19 protein-coding genes, 3 tRNA genes and 3 pseudogenes are annotated in these 24,090 nt (G+C 69.3%); 14 read left to right on the top strand and 11 right to left on the bottom strand.

The annotated features are described in order from the left end of the window. Positions 1 to 17 precede the first annotated feature (17 nt). The gene (locus tag ACTWQO_RS32030; protein WP_443240870.1) at positions 18 to 572 is read left to right on the top strand and encodes a TIGR03086 family metal-binding protein; all 555 of its coding nucleotides are present in this window, start codon (positions 18 to 20) and stop codon (positions 570 to 572) included. A 125-nt stretch (positions 573 to 697) separates the two neighbouring features. Here ACTWQO_RS32030 and ACTWQO_RS32025 read toward each other — a convergent pair whose 3' ends face one another. Beyond that, positions 698 to 1,834, bottom strand: coding sequence for a hypothetical protein (locus ACTWQO_RS32025; RefSeq protein WP_443240869.1), 1,137 nt, complete (start codon positions 1,832 to 1,834; stop codon positions 698 to 700). A gap of 256 nt (positions 1,835 to 2,090) precedes the next feature. On the opposite strand from ACTWQO_RS32025, the gene ACTWQO_RS32020 reads away from it, so the two are divergent. The 3 genes from ACTWQO_RS32020 (at position 2,091) to ACTWQO_RS32010 (ending at position 4,512) form a co-directional block, all read left to right on the top strand. Continuing rightward, positions 2,091 to 3,209 carry a CapA family protein gene (locus ACTWQO_RS32020; RefSeq protein WP_443240868.1) on the top strand — a complete coding sequence of 373 codons (1,119 nt, stop codon included), beginning with the start codon at positions 2,091 to 2,093 and terminating at the stop codon, positions 3,207 to 3,209. A gap of 113 nt (positions 3,210 to 3,322) precedes the next feature. Beyond that, the gene (locus ACTWQO_RS32015; RefSeq protein WP_443240867.1) at positions 3,323 to 3,751 is read left to right on the top strand and encodes a hypothetical protein; all 429 of its coding nucleotides are present in this window, start codon (positions 3,323 to 3,325) and stop codon (positions 3,749 to 3,751) included. A 104-nt stretch (positions 3,752 to 3,855) separates the two neighbouring features. Further along, the gene (locus ACTWQO_RS32010) at positions 3,856 to 4,512 is read left to right on the top strand and encodes a DUF3105 domain-containing protein (RefSeq protein WP_443240865.1); all 657 of its coding nucleotides are present in this window, start codon (positions 3,856 to 3,858) and stop codon (positions 4,510 to 4,512) included. Between the two features lie 171 nt (positions 4,513 to 4,683). On the opposite strand, the gene ACTWQO_RS32005 is transcribed toward ACTWQO_RS32010, so the two are convergent. The 3 genes from ACTWQO_RS32005 to ACTWQO_RS31995 form a co-directional block, all read right to left on the bottom strand. After that, a complete protein-coding gene (locus ACTWQO_RS32005) occupies positions 4,684 to 5,193 on the bottom strand; it encodes a hypothetical protein (protein ID WP_443240864.1) in 510 nt (169 codons plus the stop codon). A gap of 304 nt (positions 5,194 to 5,497) precedes the next feature. Next, the gene (locus ACTWQO_RS32000) at positions 5,498 to 8,449 is read right to left on the bottom strand and encodes an aminotransferase (RefSeq protein WP_443240863.1); all 2,952 of its coding nucleotides are present in this window, start codon (positions 8,447 to 8,449) and stop codon (positions 5,498 to 5,500) included. Positions 8,450 to 8,835: 386 nt separating this feature from the next. Beyond that, positions 8,836 to 9,276: an Lrp/AsnC family transcriptional regulator gene (locus ACTWQO_RS31995; RefSeq protein ID WP_443240862.1), complete on the bottom strand. Its 441-nt coding sequence runs from the start codon at positions 9,274 to 9,276 to the stop codon at positions 8,836 to 8,838. A 457-nt stretch (positions 9,277 to 9,733) separates the two neighbouring features. Between ACTWQO_RS31995 and ACTWQO_RS31990 the strand changes: the two genes are divergently transcribed. Together ACTWQO_RS31990 and ACTWQO_RS31985 are read left to right on the top strand one after the other, a co-directional pair. Then, positions 9,734 to 11,449 (top strand): LPXTG cell wall anchor domain-containing protein, encoded by a 1,716-nt coding sequence (locus ACTWQO_RS31990; protein WP_443240861.1) that lies wholly within the window; start codon positions 9,734 to 9,736, stop codon positions 11,447 to 11,449. A 108-nt stretch (positions 11,450 to 11,557) separates the two neighbouring features. After that, positions 11,558 to 11,776: pseudogene (locus ACTWQO_RS31985) on the top strand (YceI family protein); the annotation flags it as partial. Between the two features lie 246 nt (positions 11,777 to 12,022). Here ACTWQO_RS31985 and ACTWQO_RS31980 read toward each other — a convergent pair. The 3 genes and pseudogenes from ACTWQO_RS31980 to ACTWQO_RS31970 all read right to left on the bottom strand — a co-directional run. Next, positions 12,023 to 12,142, bottom strand: a pseudogene (locus ACTWQO_RS31980) (MerR family transcriptional regulator); the annotation flags it as partial. After that, positions 12,138 to 12,551 (bottom strand): annotated as a pseudogene (locus tag ACTWQO_RS31975) (DUF6349 family protein); the annotation flags it as partial. The pseudogenes ACTWQO_RS31980 and ACTWQO_RS31975, both read right to left, overlap by 5 nt. A 149-nt stretch (positions 12,552 to 12,700) precedes the next feature. Beyond that, a complete protein-coding gene (locus ACTWQO_RS31970) occupies positions 12,701 to 13,522 on the bottom strand; it encodes an ArsR/SmtB family transcription factor (RefSeq protein WP_443240860.1) in 822 nt (273 codons plus the stop codon). Between the two features lie 363 nt (positions 13,523 to 13,885). Between ACTWQO_RS31970 and ACTWQO_RS31965 the strand changes: the two genes are divergently transcribed. Then, a complete protein-coding gene (locus tag ACTWQO_RS31965) occupies positions 13,886 to 14,320 on the top strand; it encodes a peptidase inhibitor family I36 protein (RefSeq protein ID WP_443240859.1) in 435 nt (144 codons plus the stop codon). A 32-nt stretch (positions 14,321 to 14,352) separates the two neighbouring features. After that, the gene (locus ACTWQO_RS31960) at positions 14,353 to 15,267 is read left to right on the top strand and encodes a hypothetical protein (RefSeq protein WP_443240858.1); all 915 of its coding nucleotides are present in this window, start codon (positions 14,353 to 14,355) and stop codon (positions 15,265 to 15,267) included. 346 nt (positions 15,268 to 15,613) lie between these two features. On the opposite strand, the gene ACTWQO_RS31955 is transcribed toward ACTWQO_RS31960, so the two are convergent. Continuing rightward, positions 15,614 to 15,787: a hypothetical protein gene (locus ACTWQO_RS31955; RefSeq protein WP_443240857.1), complete on the bottom strand. Its 174-nt coding sequence runs from the start codon at positions 15,785 to 15,787 to the stop codon at positions 15,614 to 15,616. Positions 15,788 to 16,289: 502 nt separating this feature from the next. On the opposite strand from ACTWQO_RS31955, the gene ACTWQO_RS31950 reads away from it, so the two are divergent. Both ACTWQO_RS31950 and ACTWQO_RS31945 read left to right on the top strand, forming a co-directional pair. After that, positions 16,290 to 16,472, top strand: coding sequence for a hypothetical protein (locus tag ACTWQO_RS31950; protein ID WP_443240856.1), 183 nt, complete (start codon positions 16,290 to 16,292; stop codon positions 16,470 to 16,472). Between the two features lie 276 nt (positions 16,473 to 16,748). Beyond that, on the top strand, positions 16,749 to 17,318 hold the full coding sequence (locus ACTWQO_RS31945; RefSeq protein WP_443240855.1) for a dihydrofolate reductase family protein: 570 nt from the start codon (positions 16,749 to 16,751) through the stop codon (positions 17,316 to 17,318). A gap of 400 nt (positions 17,319 to 17,718) precedes the next feature. Here the strand turns inward: ACTWQO_RS31945 and ACTWQO_RS31940 are convergent. The 3 genes from ACTWQO_RS31940 to ACTWQO_RS31930 form a co-directional block, all read right to left on the bottom strand. Beyond that, positions 17,719 to 17,795 (bottom strand) — tRNA-Ile (locus tag ACTWQO_RS31940). 166 nt (positions 17,796 to 17,961) lie between these two features. Then, positions 17,962 to 18,034: transfer RNA gene (locus ACTWQO_RS31935), tRNA-Asn, on the bottom strand. 6 nt (positions 18,035 to 18,040) lie between these two features. Beyond that, positions 18,041 to 18,113: transfer RNA gene (locus ACTWQO_RS31930), tRNA-Asn, on the bottom strand. Positions 18,114 to 18,269: 156 nt separating this feature from the next. On the opposite strand from ACTWQO_RS31930, the gene ACTWQO_RS31925 reads away from it, so the two are divergent. The 4 genes from ACTWQO_RS31925 to ACTWQO_RS31910 all read left to right on the top strand — a co-directional run bounded on the left by ACTWQO_RS31925 (position 18,270) and on the right by ACTWQO_RS31910 (position 24,009). Continuing rightward, the gene (locus ACTWQO_RS31925; protein ID WP_210574173.1) at positions 18,270 to 18,569 is read left to right on the top strand and encodes a YtxH domain-containing protein; all 300 of its coding nucleotides are present in this window, start codon (positions 18,270 to 18,272) and stop codon (positions 18,567 to 18,569) included. A gap of 151 nt (positions 18,570 to 18,720) precedes the next feature. Then, positions 18,721 to 20,175 carry an FGGY family carbohydrate kinase gene (locus tag ACTWQO_RS31920; protein WP_443240854.1) on the top strand — a complete coding sequence of 485 codons (1,455 nt, stop codon included), beginning with the start codon at positions 18,721 to 18,723 and terminating at the stop codon, positions 20,173 to 20,175. 172 nt (positions 20,176 to 20,347) lie between these two features. Next, positions 20,348 to 22,081, top strand: coding sequence for an ABC transporter ATP-binding protein (locus ACTWQO_RS31915; protein ID WP_443240853.1), 1,734 nt, complete (start codon positions 20,348 to 20,350; stop codon positions 22,079 to 22,081). Further along, complete coding sequence (locus tag ACTWQO_RS31910) at positions 22,081 to 24,009, top strand: ABC transporter ATP-binding protein (protein ID WP_443240852.1); 1,929 nt, start codon at positions 22,081 to 22,083, stop codon at positions 24,007 to 24,009. The genes ACTWQO_RS31915 and ACTWQO_RS31910 overlap by 1 nt, the downstream gene beginning before the upstream one ends. The last annotated feature ends 81 nt before the right edge of the window (positions 24,010 to 24,090 follow it).

Genomic DNA, 24,090 nt, shown 5'->3' with positions numbered 1-24,090 from the left:
ATGAGGAAGGAACGCCCATGAACGCCCTGACCCCCGCCATCGAGGAATGTGCCGCCGCCGTAACGGCCACCGCCTCCGCCATCCGTGCCGAACAACTCGGCGAGCGCACGCCCTGCGAGAAGTTCACCGTCGCCGAACTGCTCGACCACCTCGGCGGCACGCTGGCGTCCTCCGCACGGGCGGCCCGTAAGGAACCGCAGTCCGAGGCGGACGCGGGGATGTCCCCGGCGATCGTCGCGCGGACCGCCACGGAGGTCGCCGCCGCCTGGGCCCGCCCCGGTGCCTACGAAGGCACCACCGTGTTCGGCCCCGGCGAGATGCCGGCAGCCCTGGCCGCCACGGTCACCCTCGAAGAACTCGCCCTGCACGGCTGGGACTTGGCCTGCGCCACGGGTCAGCCCTTCACCCTCGGCGACGAGACCGCGCAGGCCGTCCTCACCGCCGTCGAGCAGATCGCCGACCAGGCCAGGAGCAACGGCGGCTACGGTCCCCCTATACCGGTCGCACCCGACGCCCCCGCCCTCCACCAGGCACTGGGCGCCAGCGGACGCAACCCAGCGTGGAACGGCTGAGCGGGCCTGGCGGAGTCGGCCGCGCCCCGAAGGGGCGCGGGGAACTGCGCGACCAGCCACAACGGACCAGCAGACGACCGCGGCCCGTCACGGCACAGCACCGCACCGCACCACCAGCGGAGCGCTCACGTACGGGTGACCGTCCCGCACTCCTCCTCGCGGTTCGGGTCCGGAGTGCGGCTGCGGTCGTACGGGTCGACGGCCGAACCGGAGGGCGAGGGGCCGGTGGGGGTGTCCGAGTCGAAACCGGGGTGGAGGAAGCCGTCGTAGACGTCGCAGGCGGAGTTGCCGATCTCCTGGTCGTACCGCTGGACGCCGAGCTTTCCCGGGGTGACCTGGTAGCGGGCGGGGTCGTCGAGGCGGAGGTCGAGCAGGCGGCGTACGACGGTCCTGGCCACCTCGGTCGCACCGTCGCCCGCCTTCACCAGCGGATAGACGAAGGTGTAGTCGGCGTGCACGGCGAGCGAGCCGTCCTCGCCGGCCTCGAAGGTCATCCGCCCGCGCGTCTTGACGACGTCACCGGCGAGACGGACTTCGTCGGGATCGAAGCGGCTGAACATGGTCAGGGGGTCGTGGTCCCTGTCGGGCTTGCGCAGCGACGTGTTGAGCAGTTGCACAAGCTCCGTCTGCTTCGGCTCGATCACGCCGAGCGCGGTCTCGGGCCGGCCGCCACGCAGCGTGGCCGGGTCGAGGTTGGCGTCGACCAGCAACTCCCGGGTCTGCCGCAGGGCTTGGCCCACCCGCGCCGCGGAGAACGCGCCGACCGCGGTCGCCTTCGGCAGTACGATCCCGTCCGCGCCGTCGGCGTACTCCTTGGCCGGTGAGCCGGCGAACGGGTCGGCGAGGGTGGCGGTGTCCGGGGCCACCGAGGACGGCGGTGCGGTGGGACGGACGGTTTCGGCGGGCAGCGGGGACGCGGCGCCGACGTCGTCCGAGGCGCCGGTTCCGAAGGGGTCCCCGGGGAGCAGCGACGGCTTCACCGCCACGAGCGCGACGACGATCGCCACGGGAACGCCGAGGATCGCCCACAGCCGCCGGCGCCGTGCGCCTCGCCGCTCCGTCACCCGCCGGTCGGGCCCGGCGCGCCACGCTTCGGGCGCCTGCCCCCGCGCGTCCTGCTCACGCAGCCGCGCGGTGACCATCCGGGCCCGCGCGGACGGTTCCTTCGGCGCCGAGGCCGGTATCTCCCGCTCCGCGTCCTTGAGGAACCGCTCCCACTCCTCGTCGGAAATGGGCGTCTCGTCGGACGGCTGTCCGGCCATGCTGCTGCTCCCCCTCGTCCACGTCCACCGTCATCACCGGACCACATCGAGCCTTCCGCCCGCCGGTCCCCCCAGGGCGGCGTCGCCCCCGGTGGGCCGGGGCTGACGCGTCGGCGCAAGTGTAAATGGGCGACGGACAGGGCCCTGCCGTCGGCCGTCTGCGGCGCCGTCGTGGCTGGTCGCGGAGTTCCCCGCGCCCCTTCGGGGCGCTGCCGAACCGTCGGCCGGCTTCGCCCGACCCGCCTAAGGTGGCTGTATGGGTGGCGGCGTGGTGACGCTGTTCCTGTGCGGCGACGTGATGCTCGGACGGGGCGTCGACCAGATCCTCCCGTGCCCGGGCGATCCGGTTCTGCGGGAGACATGGGTCGCGGACGCCCGTTCCTACGTCGATCTGGCCGAGGCGGCGAACGGGCCCGTCCCCGCGCCCGTACCGCCGTCCTGGCCGTGGGGCGAGGCGCTGCGCGTGCTGGACGAGGCCGCGCCTGACGTGCGGATCCTGAACCTGGAGACGTCCGTCACGCGCAGCGACACGTTCGCGCCCGGCAAGGAGGTCCACTACCGGATGCACCCGGCCAACCTGCCCGCCCTGACCGTGGCCCGCCCCGACGTGTGCGTCCTGGCCAACAACCACGTCCTCGACTTCGACCGCCCCGGACTCGACGAAACCCTCGCCTCACTCACCGGCGCGGGCCTGCGGACGGCGGGAGCGGGACGGAACGCCGACGAGGCGTACGCGCCGGCGGTCGTCCCGCTCGGGCACGGCCACCGGGTGCTGGTGTTCGCCCTGGGGGCGTGGTCCAGCGGCATCCCGCCCGACTGGGCCGCGACGACGGACCGCTCCGGTGTCGCCTACGTACCCGAGCTCTCCGCCGCCGAGGCCGCCGCGACGGTCGTACGCATACGACAGACCAGACGCGCGGGCGACCTCGTGGTCGTCTCCGTGCACTGGGGTTCCAACTGGGGCTACCGCGTCCCCCACGACCAGACCGCGTTCGCACACGCCCTGGTCGACGGCGGCGCCGACGTCGTCCACGGGCATTCCTCGCACCATCCCCGCCCGCTGGAGGTCTACCGCGACCGGCTGATCCTGCACGGCTGCGGCGACTTCATCGACGACTACGAAGGCATCTCCGGCTACGAGCAGTACCGCGACGACCTGCGCCTCGCCCACCTCGTCTCGCTGGACGCGGACACGGGACGGCTGACCGGGCTGCGCCTGGTGCCGTTGCGGGCACGGCGGATGCGGCTGGAGCCCGCGCCGCCGGATGACCGCGCGTGGCTCGCCGAGACGCTGAGCCGGATCAGCGGCGGGCCGCGGATCGCCGCGGCGCACGACGGCACGCTTCGGCTGGCGCTTGCCGACATGCCGGGCTGATCATCAGCCGTCGCCTTCGGCCCGGATGAGCACGAATCACGGAAGGCCGCCGCACATCCGCACCCGGGACACCGACCCCAGCTCGCTCACAAGTACCGCCTAATATCAACGCGATGAAGAGCCGGGCGCAGGACGCGACCCGCGGCACGCGGTGGACCGCGCGACTCGCGGCGCTCTGCCCTGCCGCCGCCGTACTGCTCTCCGTACTGGTGCTCTGTCTGGGCCTCGTGACGCACGGTCAGAGCACCCCGGCCGACGCCTCCACGATCTCCATGTCCACCGCGGCGACGGGCTCCCCTGCCGAGCAGCACCTCGTGGCGCCCGCCGCGCACGCCTCCGACTGCCCCTACGGCGACATGTGCTGCCACCGGGCCGTCGACGCCGTACGAGCCGTGCTCGCCGCTCCCGCCCACCCCCTCCCGGCGATCCTGCCCCGCTCGCCGGGCCTGACCCGGCCGCCGGTCACCGCCCGGCGCATCGCCGGGCCCACGCCGGCCTGTCGCGCTCCCGATCTCCACGTCCTCCAGGTGCAGCGGACTTAGACGAACACCCGGGCCCTGCACGCACGCGTTCGCACGGCCCAGCGGCGTACGTCCATCCACCCCTGCACTCACCGCCGTTCGGCGGGGACGAGGAACACACAGCCATGAGCAGAACCAGCAAGAAGGCCGCCGCCCAGGCACGGCGGGCCCGAATAGAGGAGATGCGCCGCGCCGACCAGGCCCGCGAGCGTCGCAACCGGATCATCACCATCACGCTCAGCACGATCATCGTCGCCGGACTGATCGGCTGGGGCGGATACGCCCTCAACAAGGCCGACGAGAAGGACGAGCAGCAGGCCGCCGCGGCGAAGAAGCCCGTACGCGGCGAGCGGACCTGGGCGAAGAAGGAGCTCACGCAGAACCACGTCGAGGGCACCGTCGACTACCCGATGGACCCACCCGTCGGCGGCGACCACCACCAGGCCTGGATGACCTGCGACGGCACGGTCTACACCAAGCCCGTCCCGAACGAGAACGCCGTGCACTCCCTGGAGCACGGCGCGGTCTGGGTGACGTACAACGACAAGGCCGCCGACGCCGACATCAAGACGCTCGGCGACAAGGTCTCCCGGACCCCGTACACCCTGATGAGCCCGAACGACGACCAGTCCGAGCCCATCATGCTGTCGGCCTGGGGCCGCCAGCTCAGCGTGGACAAGGCGTCCGACCCGAGGGTGGAGCAGTTCTTCACCAAGTACGTCCAGGGTGCGCAGACCCCCGAGCCGGGCGCCGCCTGCAGCGGGGGCCTGACCGGGGCATGAAGATGAGCCGCCCTGCCGCGTGATCACGTGACCGGGCGTGCCGGGACGGGCCGGGCCAGTCGCACGGGGACGTGCGCGCGGGCCGGCCCGTTCGCAGTGCTCGGCACCGTGCTCGCGACCTTCGGTCACCAAAAGCGCCGGGCCGACCGGCGGTCATAGGCGCGCCCCCGCCTACGAACCGGCCGTGGGCCCCGCGCCCCGCAGTTCCCGAACGGTCCCGCCGATCTTGTCCCGGAACCCCTCCAGCATCTCCGGCTTCGCACTGACGATCCAGCGCTCGCCGACCAGGTACTTGCCGCCGTAGACCGCGGCGGAGTCCAGCCAGGCCTGGGTGTACTTCTCCTCGGGGAAGGTGGTGATGAGGTAGTCGACCTCCTTCGTGTGGCACACCCCCTGGCGCAACTCCTCCGCCTCGATGCGGATCTTGGGCTTGCACCCGGTCAGTGAGGCGATCACCTCGACCTTCGCCGGCGCCTCGACACCGGCCGCCGGAGCGGCCGACATCTCCGACGGCTTCATGTCCGCCGACGCGTCACCCTCACTGCCACTGCACGCGGCGACCAGAGGAAGAAGGGCCAGGCTCACGACCGACGCGGCGGCGCGCAACAGACGGGCGGCAGGCGGTCCGTGCCCGGTACTCCCTCGCGCGGGCCGCCGTGACTCCTCGGGTAGGTGTGGCACGAACCTCTCCGTCTCCGTACTGCTCCCGCCGCGGCAGCGGCCAGGCCTACGACGAGAGGTACGGGTGTCCGCCGGTGGCTGTTCACCGGAGGAAACAGTTCGCGAGCACCGAGCAGCAGGGGTGCGGGCGCCTCGACGACCGTAGGGCCAGCACCCTGCCGCGCCGCCTTACGCAGCAGCCCCGGCCTCCGGCCATGCCGCCACACCCGGTACCCGTCCGGGCTCTGACTTGGCTGTATTGACCTGGTGCCACCGCTGATCGGTGCCACAGAACAGCAGCCGACAGGTACGTCCGTACCGTGTTTCACCATCCGTGGGTGAGCACGTCGTCGAGGGCGTCGGCGAAGACGTCGGCGCTCGTCGTGGTCAGGCACAGCGGCGGCTTGATCTTCAGGACGCACATCCGGTCCGAAGTCGGCTGCATCAGCACGCCCAGCTCTCGTAGCCGTTCGCAGATGGCGGCTGTCTCCTCGGTCGCCGGCTCCCGTGTCTCGCGGTCCCTGACGAACTCGACGCCCAGATACAGGCCACTGCCGTGGACGGCGCCGATCAGCGGGTGCTTGTCGGCGAGTCGCAGCAGCCGCGTTCGCAGGTGTGCGCCGACCGTGCGGGCGTTCTCCTGGAGACCCTCGTCGCGGAGCACGTCGAGCACGGTCAGTCCGACCACCGAACTGACCGGGCTGCCGCCGGCCGATGAGAAGAAGTAGCCCTGCGAACGGTAAGCGTCGGCGATCTCGCGTCGGGTGATCACCGCCCCCAGGGGGTGGCCGTTACCCATCGCCTTGGCGACAGCGACGATGTCCGGTTCGACGCCCTGCTGCTCGAAGCCCCAGAAGTAGGAGCCCAGCCGCCCGTAACCGACCTGCACCTCGTCTGCGATGCAGAGACCGCCGGATTCCCGGGTGGCGGCGTAGACCTGCTCAAGGTAACCATCGGGCAGAGCCATTCCGCCGGCGTTGCCGTAGTAGGGCTCACATACGAACGCCGCTGGAGGACGTCCGGACCTGACCAGGTCGGCGATCACGGCCGCGGCCTCGGGGCCGTAGAGGTGCGCATCAGGGCCGCGGTGCGGGCCGCGGTAGCTGTTCGGTGTGGGGACTGTGTGCACCCACGCGGGGCGCGTGGCCAAGGCGTTCGGGTTGTCGGCCGTCGAGGTGGAGATGGCGTCACCGGCGTAGGTCCAGCCGTGGTACGCCTCCTCCACCGCGACGACATCGCGCCTCCCGGTAGCGGCCCAGGCCAGCCGCAGTGCCAGATCCACGGCCTCGGAGCCGCTGTTGACGAGGAAGACGGTGTCGAGTCCGTCCGGCAGGAGCGCGCTCAGCCGCTCCGACAGCTCCACCACCGAGGCGTAGTGGAAACGGGAGTTGGTGTTGAGCCGCTGCCACTGCCCGTGCACTGCTTCAACCAGTCGCGGGTGACCGTGGCCCAGGACGGTCACGTTGTTGAGCATGTCCAGGTAGCCGCGGCCGCGGGTGTCCACCAGGTGGTGCTGCCAGCCTCGCTCGATCTGCGGAGGGGTTTCGAAGTAGTGCTCCTGCACGGTGGCGAAAGACTTCACTCGGCGCTCCAGCAGAACGCTCTCCGGCTCGGGGGGCGTGTCCGCCACGGGGCGGTCCACTGAGGGGAGGATCAGGCCGGTGGGATCAGGGCACATCGTCAGCCAGCCCGCGTCCAGCCCTGGTGGGGTGAAGCGTGGTGCAATTCCCGCGCCCAGCCGGGACAGTTGCACATCCAACCGATAACAGCTGCCCTGTGCGGCGACAGTGCCCAACTGCTGACCGGATACGGCCTCTCCCGCGTCGATGACCGCGACAGCCGGGTCGATGCCGTCGAGCACCAGGTGCAGCTCTCCGGCGGTCAGGGTCACTCCGTGCTCGGCGTGCCGCGTGACCGTGCCGACCCACGGCGCGTGGACCGCCAGCGGGCTGGTGAGGTGCACCTCCACGCCGAGCGCGAGCGTGGCGCTCTGCTCTGTGTTGTCGACCCGTGTGCGGGTGAGACGGCACTCTCCGTGCCGGGTCAGCACTGCCGTGCCGCCCGAGGCGAGTGCCCGTGCGACCACAGCGGACTCGGCGTCGGGGTCGAGCCAGCCGCCGCCGTGCAGCGCGTCGCTGGTGACGGACAGGTCGAGCACCGTTGCTTCGGAGGGAAGTTCGGGGAGAAGAGAGTGGCCTGAGGTCGGCGGATCGCTGTGCGGGGCGGGTTCGCCGATCACCTGCCGGAAGTGGGCCGCCATCACCTCGGCCGGTACCGAGGCACCGGCCTCGAACATGGCCCACTCACGGTCAAGGGCCGCCGTAGCGTAGCCGTTGCCGGGGTCCTGCAGTGCGGCGTGCTGCCCGCATACCACCAGCACGCAGCCGCGCAGCACGATCAGGGGCCACAGCACGTCCAGCTCGTCTCCCACGAGCGGCCGTACGGCGTGGAACGCGCGGACCGCGGGCAGCACCGAAGCCGGTGTGGCCCCGTGATGATGCAGGACGGATGTGCAGGCGACCGCCAGCTCGGCCACGGCCCAGCTGTGCGTGAGATCTCCGAAGTCGATCAGCCCGACCGGCATGGGGCGGCCGTCCAGGTCCGTCCGGCACACCACGTTGTTGTCGGTCACATCACCGTGAATGACCTGTATGGGCAGCCGCGCAGCGCGCCGTTCCACCTGTTGGTGTGCCGCGCGGGCAGCCCGCAGCACCCGCTCGGCCCTTCGCTGGTCGACCATGTGCGGGGCCAGGGCCTCGACGACTTCGAGGGCGTTGCGCAGATCCCACAGCATCGGCCTTTCCGGAATCGGCACGTCGAGGCCTTCCAGGGCCGCGGTGATGCGTCCGGCCAGCTCTCCCAGCCGCGCCACCACCCGCGGAGCCAGATAGCGGCTGTCCATGATGGGTTCACCGGGAACATAGTCGAGCAACTGGCAGTCGTAGTCTTGGCCGTCCACAGAGACGGTCTGGATGTGCTCCCCGTCGGCTCCAACCCGGGCCCGCGGTAGCCGCAGCTCCGGCAGCGCCCGGGCGAGGCGCTCTGTGGCCTCGGACTGCGCCCTCAGTACCGCGCGGTCGATGACCGGGTTGAAGACCTTGAAGACGTACCCGTGCTCATCCAGCCCGGTGCGCACCCGGAAGTTGCGGTCGTGGTTGCTGCCCAGATCCTCGAGTGTTCCCTCGATGCCGAATCGCTCCGTGAGGAGGGCCGCGGCCCGCTCCTCCTCGATTGCGACCATCGGCGCCACCAGCCACTCGGCAGGGGAGATGCCCATCGAATTCTCCGTTCGTCAGTTGGTTGACCCGCGACAGCCCGGTCACGCGCCGGGGTGCTCCTGGCCCTCGGCGAGGCCGCGGCGGTCGATCTCCTGGTGCCCATCGGAGTTCGACGGCGGCAGAGTCGAGCGGGTCGGCGCGCTCGACGAGGTGGAGGTCGGCCCGGGTGGACGGTCCCCGACTGTGTGGCGGGCTATCGTGCCCGAAGATCGTGCGGTGCCAGTCCTTGCGGCCAGGCGGTGTTCGAACATGACGTGCTTGATCTGCGGGCGGCCGTGCCATGCCCAGCAAAAGGTGTGCGGCGGTTGCCGAACTCGACAGTGGCCTCAGGCCGACACGAGCCGCTCGCGTACTGAGGGCGGGGAAACGGTGAGCAGGGCGCTGTTCAGCCGACGTTCCAGAAGAACCGGTGCGTGTGAATCCCGAAGTAGGGGAAGCTCTCCACCTTTGTCACGCCCTCGATGGGACGCACGACGTCGTTGACGAAGTCCAGCAGGTCACGCGGATGCCTGCAGACGGCCTCAGCGAACAAGTCGAAGGTGCCAGCGGTCAAGACGGCGTAGACGACCTCGTCGTGGCGTGAGAGTTCGTCGGCCACCGCTCGCGGATCGCCGTCGACGCGGAGCCCGAGCAGGGCCATGGCCTGCCCGCCCATCGCTATCGGGTCAGTGACGCCGACGACCTGCACCGCCTTGGTGTCGATCAGCCGCTGCAGCCGCTGCCGAGCGGCCGACGCCGACAGGCCGACCTTCGGGCCGAGATCGGCGTAGGGGATGCGGCCGTCGGTCTGCAGTTCGCGCAGGATGGCCCGATCGATATCGTCCATGAGATCACCTCCCAAGTGCGTGAACAGATAAGCATACGATCGATTCACGCGCAATACGCGTGAGGCGCCGTCGATTTCATCGCTCGCAAGCTCGAATCAATCGTCCACATCTTGGAAACCACGTGGCACCGGACATGGAACCTGCCTCGCCCGCAGTCCTGCCGAAGCCCCGACCAGAAGGCGCGTGGAAAGGGAGCCCGGGCATGTCACCGGGTCACGGGGTCACCGGGGCACCGGGTCCGGTGAGACGGTGCGACCGCATCTCGGCGAAAAACGATTGAGATGGCAACCTTTCCGCTCTGAGTGGCCACTCAGGGGCGTACCGACGAGGGCGAGCCGTGGTCAGCGGCGCTACGCCTTCTGTGTCAACACCCGATCGGAGCCCCACGTGTCACAAGACGACCCGAGATCCGCCGAGCAGCCGATGCCTCGGGGTCGCACGCCCGGCCGTAGCCGGATGCTCCGGCATTTTGTCGCGGGGGCGGTGGCGGTGCTCGCCGCCTCGGCCGGTGTCGGCGCCCTGGCGCCCAGCGCGGGCGCCGCGCCGACCGTCGGCATCCGTGTGGATGCCGGTACCTCCTTGGGCACGGTGCCCAGCAGTGGTATCGGCCTCAACACGGGCTTCGGCGACGAGCACATGGGGACCGCCAAGGTGTCATCGCTGATGAAGGCCGCGGGAGTTCGGCAGCTGCGCTATCCCGGCGGCTCAGGCGCGGACGAATACCACTGGAAGACCCACACCTCCGGCGACGGCAAGGGCTGGATCCCCTCCAACACCGACTTCGACCACTTCATGGCCACCGCGAAGAGGGTCGGCGCCCAGCCGATCCTGACCGCGAACTACGGTTCCGGCACCCCCCAGGAGGCCGCCGACTGGGTCAAGTACGCCAACGTCGACAAGGGTTACGGCGTGAAGTACTGGGAGATCGGCAACGAGGTCTACGGCAACGGGTACTACGGCGACGGCAAGGGCTGGGAAAGAGACGATCACGCCGACAAGAGCCCGAGGGAGTACGGGAAGAATCTGGTCGCCTACTCGAAGGCGATGAAGGCCGTGGACCCGACGGTGAAGATCGGAGCGGTGCTCACCACCCCCGGCGGCTGGCCGGACAAGGAGAAGGCTCCCGGTGACACCGCCGACTGGAACAACACGGTGCTCTCCATCGCGGGAAGCTCGATCGACTTCGTCATCGTCCACTGGTATCCGGGCGGCACCACCACGTCCGACCTGCTGAACACCCCCTCCCGGATCGCCGCCACCACGTCCGAGCTGCGCTCGCTGATCGCCAAGTACACGGGCTCGCGCGCCGCTTCGGTGGAGATCGCGGTCACCGAGACCGACGGCGTCGGCTCGCCCGCCTTGACCAGCCAGGCCGCGGCCCTGTTCGCGCCGGACACCTACATGACCTGGTTCGAGCAGGGTGCCACCCACGTGGACTGGTGGAACCTGCACAACGGCACGGACCAAGCACCCACCACCGTCCACGGCCAGACCGACTACCAGGACGGGGGCATTCTCTCCGCTGGAACCTGCGCCGGGGGGAAGTGCGAACCGCCGCGCGACACGCCCTTCCCCACCTACTGGGGCATCCGCTCGCTGACCGCACTGGCGCAGCCTGGCGACACCATGGTCAAGTCGTCCTCGCGCAACTCGTCGGTTGCTGTGCACGCGGTGCGGAGCAGCAACGGCGGTCTGAACGTCATGCTGATCAACAAGAGCCCGCAGAACGCGGCGCAGGTGTCGCTCTCGTACGCCGGATTCACCCCGGCCGCAGGGGCGGTCACGACCGTTTCGTATGCCAAGGGACACACCGCCCTGACGACGGCGAAGCGGGGCACGGCGGTCGCACAGAAGCTGCCGCCGTACTCGATCACGACTCTTCAGCTGAAGCCCGCGTCGGGGACCGCCGGCGCTGACAAGCCGACGCCCGCCCCCACGCCGACCGTCCCCACGCCGGTTGTCTCCGCCTCCGGTACGACCGGCACCCGTGCGCAGGGGGAGATCGGCGCACCCGTCGGCCAGCCGACCCCGAGCAGCACGTCCGGCGACCTGGCTTCCACCGGGGTGAGCAACGCCGGCACGTACAGCGCCCTCGGTGGCCTGCTGGTCATCGCTGCCGGCGGCGTGCTGGTGCTTCGCGGACGTCGCCGCAGGGGTTTGCACGGGAAGTGAGACCGCGTGAGTGACTGACGGCCCGGCAGCAACACCACCGACCCGTGGCGTGCGCGCCGGGCCGTCGGCCTCCGCGCCGGCGTCGGCGGTCAGGAAACAAGAAAGGCCCGGGTCGTTGACCTGGAGCTGGCCTGCCTCGGCACCGGTCCCGACCCGTGGGGCGGCCCACGGGCCGCGTTGCGGGCCACCGTGGAACTGCCGCGCGAGGACTTCGCGATGAACTACAACCAGGTCGTCCAGGTCGGCATGGCCGCCATCGGCACCACGCTCCGCGTCGGAAACGACCTCCAGGCCGCTCAGGGCGAACAGCTTCCGCCGCTCGCCTGACGGCGGAGACGGCTCGGCCCTCTGCCTCACTCGGGAAGCAGGGGCCGAGGCGTCTGTGGCCGTGCCTCCTGGTGGCTGAGCAGGACGTCGACACCGTCCTGGCTGCCGTACAGCGTGATATCGGGAGGAGTCCGGCGGCTGCGGCGGGCCGGTCGACGTCAAGCCGCGCGGCATCGCCTCCCGCGGTACCGGCGGCCGCGCCGCCACTCGGAACCGGTCCGGCCACGCCGCGTCGCGACCGGGCCGCTACCCCGATATCCGGGCACGCAAGGCCTGGATGAACCAGTCGAGTACCGGTGCCAGGTTTTCCGGCGGCGACCAGCCGTTGATCACTGCGAGCAGCTGAAGATACCGCTCCCGGTCAAGGTTGTTCGCGGCCCTTGCCGCCGGTCTCGCCGACCGGCGGCAAGGGCCACAGCGTCGACCTGCGCGAGCCCACCCGGCGGTTCGCCGGGCCGACAGTCCCGGGGTCCGCGTACCCGCACATCACAGCAACCTGACGGAGTCCTACCAGGGCCTGTTCTGAGTTGAGGTCACATGGCGGGGCGGAGGCTGCGGACTCAGGGGATCGCCCTTCGTAGGTGGAGACCGGCGAGGTAGGTCTCGGAGCTCTTGTCGTTCCGCGTGGCCAGGCCCCGCCACTTTCAAGGCCTTCCCAGGGGCAGGCGAGGCAGGCGCCGCGGTGCATCCATCTGGTGTCAGTGACGATTTTGACGATGGACGTTGCCGTGTGGTGGCAGCTGGGTTCTGGAGGGGTTCCGAACTGGGTGGTGAACCCTGGGTCCGCGTATCCGGTGGATCAGGTCTGGCGGAGGACTTCTCTGTCCACGTTCCGGAGGGTGGCGGAGTGGCGCTGGCGGGCGATAGCTCCGGTGTCGTTACTCATGGCGCTCCAGAGGAGAGCGGTTGACCGATCTGGGCCGGTCAGGCGGGGAGTTGCGGCAGCGTGCCGTTGAGCAGGGCGATACCGAGGCCGGTCACCGAGTGCAGAGTGGCGCTGTGGTGGCGCTGGCTGGAGGTAAGGCAGGCTTCGCGCAGCGCAGTGAGATGGCGACTGGTGTTGGAGGGGGTCAGGCCGGTACGGCGGGCCAGCTCCGTGGTGCTGCCGGTGCCCTCGGCCACCGCCTGCAGCAAGCTGGTCCGTGCCGTCCCCAGGATGGCGATGAGCGGCCTGTGACCGTTGTCGACGGTGCCGGGGGAGGCCCAGTCGGGTTGGTGCTCGATGGGGTAGACGAGGACCGGATCATAGAAGGGGTCGACGAGGGCGGTGGGTGTGTACCGGCAGAAGAACGACGGCTGCAGCAACAGCCCACGACCCTCCAGGTGCATGTCCTGATCGACGGGATAGTCGAGCTCCAGGACCGGATAGCTCCAGCGAGCCGACGTATGCAGGGTGTTGAAGACCGCATCCCAGCCGGCCGCGACAAGTGTACGGGTGCGCAACTGCAGATCCTTGCCGACCTGGGTGCGTATCCGCTCCCAGTACGGCGCGAGGCAGGCGGTGAAATAGCTGTCGGCGACGTCCCCGATCATGTCGAGGAGGTGAGCCTCGCCGTCGGCCAGATCCCCCGCCCAACGCGGCAGATGCCGCTGGGGGTTTAACCGGGTGTACGTCTCCAGGTCACCCAGCAGGCGGGAGCGCGGCGTCGCGCGCAGGGCCTGGGTCTGCTCGGGTAGACCCGCGCCGGTCCGCGGTGTGAGGAAGTCGCAGCTGTAGCCGACCGCCGGCGCCAGGGCCGAGAGCACGCGAGTCGCAGCCGGGACGTGGGGCACGACTTGGTGTCGCCATGCCCCGAAGAGCACGGAGGCGTCACGGCGTTGGAGACGGTGGAGGCTGATACACAGCTCCCACATCGGGTCTGGGCCCTCGGCTAATCGCGTGTGGGCCAGATCCTCCGAGGCGAAATGGATCCTCAGCATTCCGTTTCCCTCCTGACCTCTTCTTTTACGGTCAAGACCCGTGGTTGGCGTTTGCCGTGACCGGCTCGGACCAGGGATATTGCGTTCAGCCGCATACTTCTACCAGCATTCCGGGGAGTGGCTGCATTCTCTTTTCGGACAGGAAAGGATGCACAGCTCCAAGCATCCGCAAAAGAAGAGAGGACAGCCATGCGAAAGATGCTGGCCGCAGCCGCAGGATCCACGCTATTGGTGCTCGGCGGTCTCACCGCAGCGCCCGCCACGGCGAACTCCGACGAAAGGGTGGAGCCGCTCCTCACCTGTGCGGCCGGAGATACGTGCTTCTGGGTGAACAGCAACTACGGCGGTGCCCGGGGCCGCGTCGCGGGCGATAACCCCAACTTCACGGCCTTCGCGCAGAGTCAGTGCCGCGGTGGCACCTGGAATGACTGCATCAGTTCCATCGCCAACCGCGGCAGGGAGTGCACGGTCTACTACTGGACGGACGCCGGTTACAACGGCCGCTATCACAGCCTCGGCAGGAACGACCAGGTTCCTGACTTCGGGGCGGCGCCGCCCGTCGGCTACAACGACCCGGCGTTCAACGACACGATCAGCTCCAACCACTGGTGCTCGCCGAGGTGATGAGGCGACCCTCAAGGGTCCTGTGGCTCACCGTGGCCGCCCTTGCCGCCGCGTCCGGCTGCGCCGACGCTCAGCCGGACACGGCGGCAACGCCGCTGCCGAAGCCGCCTGCGTTCAGCGGGCGGCTGAGCCCCGAGGCCCTCGACATGGTGACCAGGTCAGGGAGTTGGCCACGAGCGCAGCAGACCCTGGATACGGCGGTCAACAAGCTCGTCCACCGGTGCATGAAGGACAAGGGCTTCGCCTACCCCGCAAAGCGGGCCCCGCTGCCGACGTCGCTCGACGACACCGCCGCAGTCGTGGACCTCCCCGGCCGCAGAAGCCACGGCTATGCCATCGCCACCACGCCCCAGCAGTCAGGGCCGCCACCGGCCCCGTACTACACCGACCTGACGCCGGACCGGAAACGCCTCTTCGACCTGGCCTTCTCCGGCCCCTCGGATTCTGGCGACGACGTCTCGACGGGCACCGGGACCGTACGAGTACGGCGGCAGGGCTGCGACGCCGAAGCCCGCCGCGACCTGACCGGCGACGTCACGGTGTGGGCCCGCATGTACTACGCCCCCGAAGCTCTCAACGGCCGCCTCGACGCCAAGGTACCCAGGGCTCGGGAATTCACAACCGCAATGTCTGCCTGGCGTTTGTGCATGGCGGCACGCGGATACGCGTACCGGACTCCAGAGGAGGCACGCGACTCACTGAATCGCCGCCTCCTGGAAAACAACCGCCGAAATGAGTCGTCGAAGGGAGAATTCCGGAAACGCGAGAAAGCGGTCGCCGTGGCTGATGGAGAATGCGCCATCGAGGCCGATGTCCCCGGAACAGCTGTGCGGGTTCGACGTGCACTCATTGCCACTCTTCCGAAGATGGATCAAGCATTTCTGGCCGAATTGGCGAGTTACCAGAGCGAAGCACTGAAACGGGCGGAGGCGATCCTCCGCCGGTGACCCAGGCAGGGCTCCGTCAAGTTCCGTGCCTGCGTGGAGGGTTGACGATCAGGCCGGTAGGGGCGGATAGCGGAGCAGGCACGGGGGTTCGTGATCATTGTGGTGTCGAAGCCAGATGATCACGAGGACGTCCCGTGCCTGCTGTTGCATCTGCCCTATCCCTGCCGCGCTGGAGAAGCTGGGGCCGCCGGATGCGGACCGGATCGCTGACCTGGTCCCCTACCTCGAATCGGTTCCGGATCCGCGCTCACGCCGGGGCCGGTGGTACTCGCTGACGGCGATCTTGCTGATGTGTCGCTCGACGCAGGCCCGGCACTCGGAGCCCGTGTCGACCATGACACCGTCCTCACACGACGGGTCGGGGCAGTACGGCGTCGGGGGGGATCAACGCCATCACCGCGCCGATGGGGTTACGGATCAGGCCGTCGTAGAAGGCGGGTTCGAAGCCCCAGCCCACCCACCTGCGGCCGATCCGTCGGGCGATCTGCGCGGGGGTGCGGGAGTCGAGGGCGGCGAGCACCGTGCGGTAGTTGCTGCCCGGGATCCGCTGGCCGGGCAGTTGGGCGAGCAGCGGGCGGGGAAGCGCGGCCTCAACGACGCGCAGAGCCGCCCTCTGCTCACTGGTCAGGCGCAGCTCCCGGCTTCGCCGACAGCGCTGCCCAGAGCCCGGAGCCGGGCTCAGACGACCAGGGCAAGGGAGAGGGCAAGGCGGACGCGCGAGGCGGCGGCCCGCTCCAGACCAGCAGGTTCAAGGTCGTCGCCTCCGGCGCGGGGGAACCGCCGGAGGCGCCGCCGAGCAGCGAGGCGGATCCTCTCGGCCAGGGCACGGAGACATCGGGCTCACCGCGGGCGTCCGACAAGCCTGCGCCACCTGCGCACTCTCCGGAGGCCCCCAACGCGAGCCCTCCTGAGAACGAGACCCCTCCTGAGACGACGCCAAGGCCAACGCCGAGCAATCCGGGGCCGGGGATGCCTGCCGAGCTCACGGTCGGGAAGGTTCAGCGCGCGGAGACCGACAAGCGGTGGTGCGAGGACGTGACCGTGGAGTTCCTCACTGGAAGACGATCGAGCAGACCCGCGAACTGCCCACGCCCATCCCGGCCGGAGGGAGGGTCGACCGCACGTGGACGCTGTGTGTGGACTCCTGGCGGGTGCCGGCGGGCTGGCACATCGAGACCCGGGACGTCGCTGCCGCACTCAACTAGTGCCGCGTCAGGCAACGTTTGCGAGGTTCGTCGTTGGCCCTGAGCCGACGGCAGGTGACGTGGCACCGTGCATCGAAGTCGAGCGTTATGGGCGCCGTCCCGTTGTGAACCTAAGTGCCCCGAGCGCCGAATCGGTCGCGCGCTCGGTCTGCGGTCTGGTTCGCATCACGACGGTGTTGAGTAGGTGGGATCGGGCGCCGATGAGAAATGGCGCCGACAGTCGTCTGAGTACGGTCCGGTGAAAACGCGCTGCGCGCATCAAGGGAGAGCAACGAGATGAGACCACTTCGATACTCGATCAACGTCACGCTCGACGGCTGCTGCCATCACGAGGCAGGGCTCCCCCCGGACGAGGAGTCGATGCGCTACTGGACCGCTGAGATGGAGCGAGCCGATGCCCTGCTGTTCGGCCGGGTGACCTACGAGATGATGGAGTCGGCGTGGCGGAAGCCGACCACGGGCACGTGGCCTGACTGGATGGATGAGTGGCAGATCCCGTTCGCCGAGACCATCGACCGGGCGAAGAAGTACGTCGTGTCGAGCACGCTGAGCGGGGTCGATTGGAATGCCGACCTGGTGCGAGGCGACTTGGGGCAAGCGGTTCAGCGGCTCAAGCAGGAGTCAGGCGAGGGCCTGTGGGTGGGTGGCGTGACGCTCCCCCTGGCGTTGGCAGATCTGGGACTGATCGACGAGTACGAGTTCCTTGTGCAGCCGGTCCTTGCCGGACACGGGCCGACGTTGCTCGCCGGTCTGCGCGAGCGCATCCAGCTCGAGCCCGTGGACCGCCATGAGTTCCGGTCGGGGGCGGTCGCCCAGCGATACCGGCCCACGCGAGTTACGGCTTGACGTGATTTGTCGTTGCCCCGCGCTGGCCGTGCCCCCGAACGCGCGGACATATCGACGGGGGACATCGCCCCGAGGTGCCGGTAGCGGACAGGGCAAACGTTGCCTGACGTGGCACCAGCAACGCGTGCGTGCCCGTCAGCGAGCCACGAGCGCTCGCTGACGAGGAGAGCGCCCACATCATGCAGAAACGACTGGGCGTGGCCGTGAGGGCCGCCGAGGTTGCGCGCGAAGGGGGCCGGTTTCCCGGCCCCCTTCAGCGGGTCGAGCCGTCAGAGTAGGGTGATTTCACTTCGGGCGAGCATCGAGCGAGCTAGCGATCTTGAGGGACGAAGAAAGGCCCCCGAACGAGCGGGAGCCTTCACGTACGACCAGGTCACATCGTTTCTGCACCGGGACCGCTTGGTGGGGCGGGTGGGACTCGAACCCACGGCCGACGGATTATGAGTCCGCTGCTCTAACCGGCTGAGCTACCGCCCCATAGCGGCGTGTCGCGCACATTTGTACGCGCCGTCTGCCGCAGCATAGCCGCTCATACGATCTCCTGCCTCGGATGGTCGACTTCGCACGCCCATGAGGACTTCGGCCTGCCCTGGGCGGTTCCACCAGGCATGAAAAAGGACCCCAACGGGGTCCTCATCAGGTGCTCTCCCGACTGGACTCGAACCAGTAACCTGCCGGTTAACAGCCGGCTGCTCTGCCAATTGAGCTACGGAAGATCGAAGCTCCCCCGACTGGACTCGAACCAGTAACCTGCCGGTTAACAGCCGGCTGCTCTGCCAATTGAGCTACGGAGGATCGCCTCGTTGCATCGAACGTACCTCCCTGGGTATTCGCCAGGGGGCGCGCGCTCGCTGCGACACATACATTAGCGCAAGCAGGGGGGTGCTCCGCCAATCGGTTCCCCCCGGCGCGACGCCGACACCAGGGACTCGACAAGGAAGGGTGGCCGCCATGCGCTACCGGCTCACGTTCGTCGCCGGACTCGCTCTGGGTTACGTGCTGGGCACGCGGGCCGGACGCGAGCGCTACGAGCAGCTGAAGAAGTCCGCCCAGCAGATCTCCCAGAACCCCGCCGTCCGCAACACCGCCGAATCAGCCGCCCAACAGGGCCGCCAGTTCGCCGGCAAGGCCTACCACACGGTCACCGAGAAGGTCCACGTCCCCGACTCGGTAGCCGAAAGGGTCCGCGCCCTGCGCGACCGCAACACCAACGGCGCAGTAGAGGACGACTGGGGCACCAGCAACACATAACATTGCCTCTTCGATGCCGGGCGCGCCGACGTCCCAAGGGGCGCGGGGAACTGCGCGACCAGCCACAACGCACCCGCACTCAACAGACCACACGCACCCCTACGGTCTCCCCGGCCCAACCACAGCGGCGCGTGCGGCAGAATTTTGTGTCATGGGGATAGTCGCCGGGCTGGACAGTGCGCCCGATTTCACTCGCATCGTCGTCTGCGACGCGGACACCGGAGCCGTGCTCCGGCAGGGGTACGCCCCGCATCCGGTCGAAGGCGCCGAAGGCGGCTCGCGACCGTCCGACGTCGACCCGCAGGCCTGGCTGCTGTCCCTCGGTGAGGCGGCCGGGGGCGGTCTCCTCGAAGGCGTGCAGGCCATCGGTGTGTCGGCGCAGCAGAACGCGCTGGTGCCGCTGGACCCGCAGGGCAACACCGTGCGGCCGGCGATGGTCGGCGGTGACAAGCGGGCGCAGGTCGCGGCGGCCGATCTGATCGACGCGCTCGGCGGGCGTGAGGCGTGGGCGCAGGCGGTGGGGTGTGTGCCGCAGGCCGCTCAGCCCGTGACCAAGCTGCGGTGGCTGGCGAAGACCGAGCCCGAGAACGCCGTACGAACCGCGGTGCTGATGCAGGCGCACGACTGGCTGGTGTGGCAGTTGCTGGGGCGGCCCGTGCGCAGGACCACCGATCGCGGCGGGGCTTCCGGTACCGGGTACTGGTCCGCGGCGACCGGCGCCTACCGGGGTGATCTCGTCGAGCTGGCGCTCGGGCATCAGGCGATGCTGCCCGAGGTGATCGGACCGTCCGACGCGGCCGGTACGACGCCGGAGGGGCTGCTGATCTCCGCCGGGACCGGCGAGACGATGGCCGCCGCTTTCGGGCTCGGGATCGGGCTCGGGGATGCCGTCGTGTCGCTGGGAGCTTCGGGGTCGGTGATGGCCGTGCATCCCGAGGCGCTCGTCGACCAGACCGGGATGATCACCTCGCTGGCCGACGCGACCGGCATGCACCTGCCGGTCGTCACGACGCTCAATGCCGTACGGACCCTGCGCGGGACCGCCGAACTGCTCGGGCTGCCCGACCTGGAGAGCCTGTCCGACCTGGCGATGAAGTCGACGCCGGGCGCCCATGGACTCGTGCTCCTCCCCTATTTGGAGGGTGAGCGGACGCCGAGTCTGCCGCACACCGCGGGGACGCTCGCAGGGCTGAGACGGGAGTCGATGAAGGCGGAGCATCTGGCGCGGGCGGCGTTCGAGGGGATGCTGTGCGGGCTGGCGGATGCGCTGGATGTGCTGCGGGGGCGGGGGGTCGAGGTGCGGCGGGTGTTCCTGCTCGGGGCCGCTGCCGAGCTGCCCGCCGTACAGGCCGCGGCGCCTGCGCTGTTCGGGGCGCAGGTCGTCGTACCGCAGCCCGCGGACTACGGGGCGATCGGTGCCGCCCGGCAGGCGGCGTGGGCGCTCGGCACCTCGCAGGGCACCCTCGACCCACGCACCCCGCCGGCCTGGCAGGGACCGGCCGCGCAGATCCTGGAGCCCGGCGAGGAACTGGCGGTGGGACAGGCGGTGCGGCAGCAGTTCGTGTCGGTGCGGGAGCAGACCCATCCCGGGGCGTTCCGGATGTGAGTGCGGCCTTGCGGAACGTAAGAGACCGGTAGGAGTCGGCTCGAATCCGTACCCATAAGGCCGTACGAAGCACTGCTGACGGCTTAATCGGTTGAGGTAACGCGGGTGGAGTGTTCGACGATAGGGGCCAGGGGCAACCACCGCCCCCACCGCCGACTCCGAGAGACGTAGCGTGCTCATACGACTTCTGCGGACCTATCTCAGGCCCTACCAGAAACCCATCGCTCTGCTGGTGCTGCTGCAGTTCCTGCAGACCTGCGCCACCCTCTACCTGCCCACGCTCAACGCGGACATCATCGACAACGGTGTCGTGAACGGAGACACCGGCTACATCCTTTCCTACGGCGCCCTGATGATCGGCATCTCGCTGGTGCAGGTCGTCTGCAACATCGGTGCCGTGTACTACGGCGCCCGTACGGCGGCGGCGCTCGGCCGCGACATCCGGGGCGCCGTCTTCGACCGGGTGCAGTCCTTCTCCGCCCGTGAGGTCGGTCACTTCGGGGCGCCCACGCTGATCACGCGTACGACCAATGACGTCCAGCAGGTGCAGATGCTGGCGCTGATGACCTTCACGCTGCTGGTGTCGGCGCCGATCATGTGCGTGGGCGGCATCGTGCTGGCGCTCGGGCTCGATGTGCCGCTGTCCGGGGTGCTGGTCGCGGTGGTGCCGGTGCTGGGCATCTGCGTGACGTTGATCGTGCGGCGGCTGCGGCCGCTGTTCCGGACGATGCAGGAGCGGCTGGACACCGTGAACCGGGTGCTGCGCGAGCAGATCACCGGCAACCGGGTGATCCGCGCCTTCGTCCGCGACGAGTACGAGCAGCAGCGCTTCCGGCACGCGAACGCCGAGCTCACCGAAATGTCCCTGGCCACCGGCAAGCTGCTGGCGCTGATGTTCCCGATGGTGATGACGGTGGTGAACCTGTCGTCGATCGCGGTGGTGTGGTTCGGCGCGCATCGCATCGACAGCGGCCGGATGGAGATCGGCGATCTGACGGCGTTCCTCGCCTATCTGATGCAGATCGTGATGTCCGTGATGATGGCCACCTTCATGTTCATGATGGTGCCGCGCGCGGAGGTCTGCGCCGAGCGCATCGAGGAGGTGCTGGACACCTCCTCCAGTGTGGTTCCGCCGACCGCGCCCGTGGTCAAGCTGCTCCGGCACGGGCATCTGGAACTGCGCGGGGCCGGGTTCCGCTACCCGGGTGCCGAGGAGCCGGTGCTGAAGGCCGTCGACCTGGTGGCCCGGCCCGGTGAGACGACCGCCGTGATCGGCTCGACCGGCAGCGGCAAGTCCACGCTGCTGGGGCTGGTGCCGCGGCTGTTCGACGCGACCGACGGGGAGGTGCTCGTCGACGGCGTCGAGGTGGCCTCCCTCGATCCGAAGCTGCTGGCCAAGACGGTCGGGCTCGTCCCGCAGAAGCCGTATCTCTTCGCGGGCACCGTGGCGACCAATCTGCGGTACGGCAATCCGGACGCGACGGACGAGGAGCTGTGGCACGCGCTGGAGGTGGCGCAGGCCAAGGAGTTCGTGGAGGGGCTCGAAGGCGGGCTCGACGCACCGATCTCGCAGGGCGGCACGAACGTCTCCGGTGGTCAGCGGCAGCGGCTCGCGATCGCCCGGACGCTGGTCCAGCGGCCGGAGATCTATCTCTTCGACGACTCCTTCTCCGCGCTCGACTACGCGACCGACGCGGCGCTGCGTGCAGCGCTCGCCCGGGAGACCGCCGAGGCGACCGTCGTGATCGTCGCCCAGCGGGTGGCGACCATCCGGGACGCGGACCGGATCGTCGTACTCGACGAAGGGCGGGTGGTCGGGACGGGCCGGCACCACGAGCTGATGGCGGACAACGAGACCTATCGGGAGATCGTGCTCTCCCAGCTGACGGAAGCGGAGGCTGCCTGATGGCCGGGCCTATGGGGCGGATGATGGCCGGGACCGGCCCCGAGCACCGCTCGATGGACTTCAAGGGGTCGGGCAAACGGCTCGTCGCCCAGTTCAGACCGGAGCGGCTCACGATCTACGCGCTGCTGCTGTGCGTGGTGGTGAGCGTCGGCCTGTCGGTGGTCGGGCCGAAGATCCTCGGCCACGCGACCGACCTGGTCTTCGCGGGCATCGTCGGGCGGCAGTTCGAGGCCGGGTCCACCAAGGAGCAGGTGCTCCAGGCCATGCGGGAGCGGGGTGACGGCTCGGTCGCCGACATGCTCCGCAGCACGGACTTCACGCCGGGTCAGGGCGTCGACTTCGATGCGGTCGGCTCCGTACTGCTGCTCGCGCTGAGCGTGTTCGTGGTGGCGGGGCTGCTGATGCTGGTGGCGACGCGGCTGGTGAACCGTTCCGTGAACCGGACGATGTACCGGATGCGGGAGGACGTACAGACGAAGCTGTCGCGGCTGCCGCTGTCGTACTTCGACAAGCGGCAGCGCGGTGAGGTGCTGTCCCGTGCCACCAACGACATCGACAACATCGGGCAGACGTTGCAACAGTCGATGGGGCAGCTCATCAACTCCGTGCTCACCATCATCGGTGTGCTCGCGATGATGTTCTGGGTGTCGTGGATCCTGGCGCTGGTGGCGCTGGTGACCGTGCCGTTGTCGTTCGTCGTCGCCACCCGGGTCGGGAAGCGGTCGCAGCCGCACTTCGTGCAGCAGTGGCGGTCCACCGGGAAGCTCAACGCGCACGTCGAGGAGATGTACACCGGGCACGCGCTGGTGAAGGTCTTCGGGCGGCAGGACGAGTCGGCGCAGCAGTTCGCCGAGCAGAACGACGCGTTGTACGAGGCCGGGTTCCGGGCGCAGTTCAACAGCGGGATCATGCAGCCGCTGATGATGTTCGTGTCGAACATCAACTACGTGCTGGTCGCGGTGGTCGGTGGCCTGCGGGTCGCGTCCGGCTCGCTTTCCATCGGTGATGTGCAGGCCTTCATCCAGTACTCCCGGCAGTTCTCGATGCCGCTCACGCAGGTCGCGTCGATGGCGAACCTCGTGCAGTCCGGGGTCGCCTCCTCCGAGCGGATCTTCGAACTCCTCGACGCCGAGGAGCAGGAGGCCGATCCGATGCCGGGCGAGCGGCCCGAGGAGCTGCGCGGGCGGGTGGCGCTGGAGCATGTGTCCTTCCGGTACGACCCCGAGAAGCCGCTCATCGAGGACCTCTCCCTCAAGGTCGAGCCCGGGCACACGGTCGCGATCGTGGGCCCCACGGGTGCCGGCAAGACCACCCTCGTCAATCTGCTCATGCGGTTCTACGACGTCTCCGGCGGGCGGATCACCCTCGACGGCGTCGACATCGCGCGTATGTCCCGGGACGAACTGCGCGCCGGGATCGGCATGGTGCTCCAGGACACGTGGCTGTTCGGCGGGACCATCGCCGAGAACATCGCGTACGGGGCGTCCAGGGAGGTCACCCGGGGCGAGATCGAGGAGGCGGCTCGGGCGGCGCACGCGGACCGGTTCGTCCGGACGCTGCCCGACGGGTACGACACGGTGATCGACGACGAGGGCACGGGGGTCAGCGCGGGTGAGAAGCAGCTGATCACCATCGCGCGGGCGTTTCTGTCCGATCCGGTGATCCTGGTGCTGGACGAGGCGACGAGTTCTGTGGACACACGGACCGAGGTGTTGATTCAGAAGGCGATGGCGAAGCTGGCACATGGGCGTACGTCGTTCGTCATCGCGCATCGGCTGTCGACGATTCGGGATGCCGACACGATTCTGGTGATGGAGAACGGGGCGATCGTGGAACAGGGGGCGCACGGGGAGTTGTTGGCGGCCGACGGGGCTTATGCGCGGTTGTACAAGGCGCAGTTCGCGCAGGCGGTGGCTGAGGTGGACTGAGCGGGTTTCCCGGCGTCGGGGCTGGGGCGGGGGGCGTGGCGCAGCCCGGCGCTGACGGGGTGCCGCCTGCGCCCACCCGTG

It is taken from the genome of Streptomyces sp. 4N124 (assembly GCF_052245395.1).
In the GTDB taxonomy this organism is placed as follows: domain Bacteria; phylum Actinomycetota; class Actinomycetes; order Streptomycetales; family Streptomycetaceae; genus Streptomyces.
This window is presented reverse-complemented; position numbering and strand designations above follow the sequence as displayed.

Excerpts from the sequence above, each read along its gene's own strand:
- ACTWQO_RS32030 (WP_443240870.1), top strand. The coding sequence starts at position 18 with ATGAACGCCCTGACCCCCGCCATCGAGGAATGTGCCGCCGCCGTAACG.
- ACTWQO_RS32025 (WP_443240869.1), bottom strand. The coding sequence starts at position 1,834 with ATGGCCGGACAGCCGTCCGACGAGACGCCCATTTCCGACGAGGAGTGG.
- ACTWQO_RS32020 (WP_443240868.1), top strand. The coding sequence starts at position 2,091 with ATGGGTGGCGGCGTGGTGACGCTGTTCCTGTGCGGCGACGTGATGCTC.
- ACTWQO_RS32015 (WP_443240867.1), top strand. The coding sequence starts at position 3,323 with ATGAAGAGCCGGGCGCAGGACGCGACCCGCGGCACGCGGTGGACCGCG.
- ACTWQO_RS32010 (WP_443240865.1), top strand. The coding sequence starts at position 3,856 with ATGAGCAGAACCAGCAAGAAGGCCGCCGCCCAGGCACGGCGGGCCCGA.
- ACTWQO_RS32000 (WP_443240863.1), bottom strand. The coding sequence starts at position 8,449 with ATGGGCATCTCCCCTGCCGAGTGGCTGGTGGCGCCGATGGTCGCAATC.
- ACTWQO_RS31995 (WP_443240862.1), bottom strand. The coding sequence starts at position 9,276 with ATGGACGATATCGATCGGGCCATCCTGCGCGAACTGCAGACCGACGGC.
- ACTWQO_RS31990 (WP_443240861.1), top strand. The coding sequence starts at position 9,734 with ATGCTCCGGCATTTTGTCGCGGGGGCGGTGGCGGTGCTCGCCGCCTCG.
- ACTWQO_RS31965 (WP_443240859.1), top strand. The coding sequence starts at position 13,886 with ATGCGAAAGATGCTGGCCGCAGCCGCAGGATCCACGCTATTGGTGCTC.
- ACTWQO_RS31945 (WP_443240855.1), top strand. The coding sequence starts at position 16,749 with ATGAGACCACTTCGATACTCGATCAACGTCACGCTCGACGGCTGCTGC.
- ACTWQO_RS31925 (WP_210574173.1), top strand. The coding sequence starts at position 18,270 with ATGCGCTACCGGCTCACGTTCGTCGCCGGACTCGCTCTGGGTTACGTG.
- ACTWQO_RS31920 (WP_443240854.1), top strand. The coding sequence starts at position 18,721 with ATGGGGATAGTCGCCGGGCTGGACAGTGCGCCCGATTTCACTCGCATC.
- ACTWQO_RS31910 (WP_443240852.1), top strand. The coding sequence starts at position 22,081 with ATGGCCGGGCCTATGGGGCGGATGATGGCCGGGACCGGCCCCGAGCAC.